The organism is Hymenobacter terrestris, from assembly GCF_013377905.1.
Lineage (GTDB): Bacteria > Bacteroidota > Bacteroidia > Cytophagales > Hymenobacteraceae > Hymenobacter > Hymenobacter terrestris.
Map to the genome: position 1 here is coordinate 1 of NZ_JABKAV010000123.1, position 3,678 is coordinate 3,678.

Annotated in this window: 2 protein-coding genes; both read right to left on the minus strand. The window is 63.3% G+C overall.

The features are described from left to right. Window positions 1–2,619, minus strand: a 2,619-nt coding sequence (locus tag HW556_RS18100; RefSeq protein WP_246289719.1) for a DUF6443 domain-containing protein, incomplete at its 3' end; no start/stop codon positions are given. A gap of 96 nt (window positions 2,620–2,715) precedes the next feature. Next, window positions 2,716–3,678 (minus strand): hypothetical protein (locus HW556_RS18105; RefSeq protein WP_218136970.1); only part of this gene is annotated, 963 nt, incomplete at its 5' end.

A 3,678-nucleotide genomic window follows, 5' to 3' on the forward strand; every position in this document is an offset into this window, starting at 1 on the left:
CCCGCCGAGCTGCTCGGCCGTGGGCGGCTGGTAGGCCACGTCGGGCTGGCCGTCCTGGTTGAAGTCATAGTGGTCGTAGTACGTAACGCTCAGCAGCTCGGCCCCGCTGGCGCCGAGCGCCGGCCAGCTGCGGGCCGAGTAGTAGGCCCGCCCCATCGTGGCCGTAGCGCTGGGCTCCTCCCAGAGCGGGATGCTGGCGTTGCTTGCCAGCCAGTTGGCCTGCCAGCCCAGCAGCTGGGTGTACTGCTGGCTGGGCGTGCCGCTCAGGGCGTCAAAGCGTACCAGGCCCGTGTAGATCACCCGGCCCAGCGCGTCGTACTTGGTGGCTACCCACTCCTTGGTGGCTTGCTGGCTGACTTGCTGGGTAAGAATGGGCTGGTCGAGCTCGTTGTAGATAACGTAGCTGTAGCCGGCCTGGTCGGGCACCTGCTTTTCTACCAGCCGGCCCCGTGCGTCGTAGTGGTAGCGAAACAGCAGCCGCTCGATCCCCGCGCCCGTGACGAGCCAGTTGTTTTTACGCAGCCGCTGCACCGAGAGCGGGGGCAGCACGGCCCGCAGCCGGCCGAAGTCGTCGAACACGTAGTAGGTCTTGAGCCAGCTGGTGGCCGGCTGCTGGTAGCTGCCGTCCAGGCCCACCTGGCTGAGCACCACCTGCCCCTGCTTGTCGGTGAACTCCTGCCGCCACTGCCCCTGCTCGTCGCGGCTGGTCTTGACCCACAGCTCGCCCGGCGCGTAGGTTCCCTCATATTTCAGCTCCTCGCGGTCCGGGCCGTAGTCCGGCGTGTAGCGCATGACCGAGTCGCCGGCCACATTGGGCCGCTCCTGAAGCGTCGTCTCGTGGCCTTTTCCTACCTGCCAAGTCTCGCCGGGGCTGGCCTGCACCCGGGGCCGGTTCAGGGGCGAGGACTCGAACACGGTTTCGGTATACGCCACGCTCGTTTTGGGCAGCGTGGCCGTGAGCTGGGGCAGCAGCGGGTCGCGCCCGCCCTGCCCGCGGTAGAACTGCGCCTGCTCGGCCTTGGCATCGGGGTGGTAGCGCACGGCGTCGGCCGTGGCCGGGTCGGCCGAGTAGGGCAAATACTGCTTCGGCTCGCGGCCCAGCGCGTCGTACTCGGTGTGCTGGACCAGGTCGCGGCCGGCGGGCGAGGCGCGGTGCTGCACCGTTTGCATCGGCCGGCCCAACCCGTCCAGGTACTGGGTGCTCACCTGCACCTCGTCAGTGGAGGCAGTCTTTAGGTCGGCGGGGTTGGTGAAAGCCTTGCGGGCTGAGTAGGTGCGCACGTAATTCACCGAGTCGGTCTGACCGGGGTCGCGGTTAACGGGCAGTGGGCCGTTGGGCGGGGCCGGGCAATCGCCGTCCTTCGGCTCGTTGAGCGCCAGCGGCGCGTAGGGTAGCAGTGTCACATACTGCCCCCGCCCGTAGAGGGTCACATTCGGCACCCAGTCGTTGGTGACGCGGGTGCGGTACTCCCCCTCCTCACTCTCGCCCTGCACGTGCACCAGGAGTGTGGGCTGGGTCTGGTCTGCCAGATCCACCCAGGCTTGGCCCACTCTGCGCTCCCACTGGTAGTGGTTGTGCTGGCCCGGCAGCGCACCCGCCAGTGTCTTCGACTGCCCCTTCACTAGGGCCAGGGTGTCGGCCCGTAGCAGGCGCTGGCGCTGGTTGGGGGCCGGGAAGTAGGGATGCTTGGGCTGGCCCGGCCCGGTGAGCAGTTGCTCCAGCGCTTCGAAGCCCAGGTAGTTGCCGCCCAGATTAGGATTATTAGGAAACGGGCCCGCTGCCAGGGGCTCGACGCCCGTCAGCTCGTTGTTATGCAGTTGAATCGTTGTACTGGTGGGTAGCGACAGAATACTGGCCGGAATCACGCCCGTGAGCCGGTTATTGGGCAGCGTCAGGTAGCTCAGGTGGGTGAGTTGGCCCAGGCTGGCGGGCAGGCTGCCACTGAACTGGTTGTTGTCCAGGTGGCAGTAGCCGAGCGAGTACATCTGGCCCATCGAAGCCGGTAGCGGACCGCTGAGCCGGTTGTTTGACAGGTTGAAAATGACAGCCCCCGTCAGGTTGCCGATATCCTGGGGCAGGGAGCCCGTGAACTGGTTTTGGGCCAGGCCCAGGATGTAGACCGTGCGCAGCTGACTTAGTGAGGCCGGTAACGGGCCGCTAAGCTGGTTGGTATTCATGTCCAGAATGCTGATGCCACTCAGGTTGCCCAGATTGGGGGGCAACTGGCCCGTGAGCTGGTTGTTGTTCAGGTGCAGTTGCACCAAATCGGCACCCAGTTCCAGCAGACTGGCGGGGAAGGCACCGCGCAGGTTATTGACGGCCAGGTGCACGCCGTAGATCTGGCTGCCGTAAACCTCCAGGCCCTGCCAGGTGCGGAAGTGGCGGCTGGCAAGCGTATCGGCGAAGCCAGGGGTCTGCCACTGGGCAGCCGTGGGCCAGTTAGCCCGCCGGCTCCACTGGTCACCGCCGGTGCCCAGGTAAAGCTGGCGCAGGATGCGCACCTTGGCCGAGTCGGGCAAGGACTGGGCCACCCCGCTCCCGGGCAGCCCACCCGCCAGCACCAGCAGCACAAACAGGTGCGCGCCTCGTAAGCGAAGACCAGCGCGCAGGTGAGTCAAAAGCCAGCAGTAAAGGTGTAGCATAATGGAGACCGAGAACAGGCCAGCGCGGCCAGTGAGCAAGTAAAGGGAAGAGTGAAAGTGAGCGGGCTTCCCTTAAGGGCGGGCGTAGCGGTACTCGTTCTCGCTCAGAATGCGGCCCTGCTCATCGCGCACGCGTAGCAGCCGGCCCAGCGCATCGTACTCGTAGAAAATGGTGCGATTATCGGGGCCGGTTTGGGAACTCACGCCAACCAGTGGTCGGTGAGTCATACTTGTTAGTTGCGCCTGTGGGAGCTTCTGCCGCAGTTGAGTCATCACGTTGCGGAGTTGCTGCGCATCCGTTGGCAAGGCATCTATGGTTAGATTCAGCGACGTGAGAGCCGTTTGCACCTGATCAGCGGAGGCATGCTGAATCTGAGCTACCGGCAGCGTACCCTGATACCCATACAGGTACGTTGTCGGAACGTCTCTCACCCTCCGTACCTGCCGCAAATTGCCCAGCGGGTCGTACTGCTCGTAGCTTACAAGCTCCTGATACCGCCCATCCTGGACAAAGCGCTGCTGCTGAATTTGGGCGTTGGTAAACGTGCCGGAGCTAACGGGAGAAGCCGTTGCTAAGCGCCACTTGCGCCGCGGCTGCAGATTGTCACCATAATGGGTAAGCGTGCCAGCGACGAGCACGGAATCCTGCCCGTGATAGCGCCACTGCTGGCTTTCCACTTCCGCTGTTAGTATCCGGCGCGCCGACAAGGCCGCCAAACCGGCCGCAGGCGCATCGGCCGCGGTAGCGACAGGGTAGTCGCGGGAGTAGGTGGTGTGGGTTGCCAGTTGTTCGCCATTGCCTAGTAATTGCCGTGTCCAAGTAGGTGATCCGAACAATTGGCCGTTAGTGGCGCGCGCGTAAGTATAGTTGCGCGTAGTTTCGTGAACCGATATTGCATTCGTGTTTTCTGAATTTTCATTATAACTAAGTACGCGAACAGATTTTGGCAGAATTTGCTGATGATAATGGAAGGAGTCCCTTTTGGTCTTATAAATTGCATCATCCAGCAAGGTATAATAAGGTAATCCTCCGTA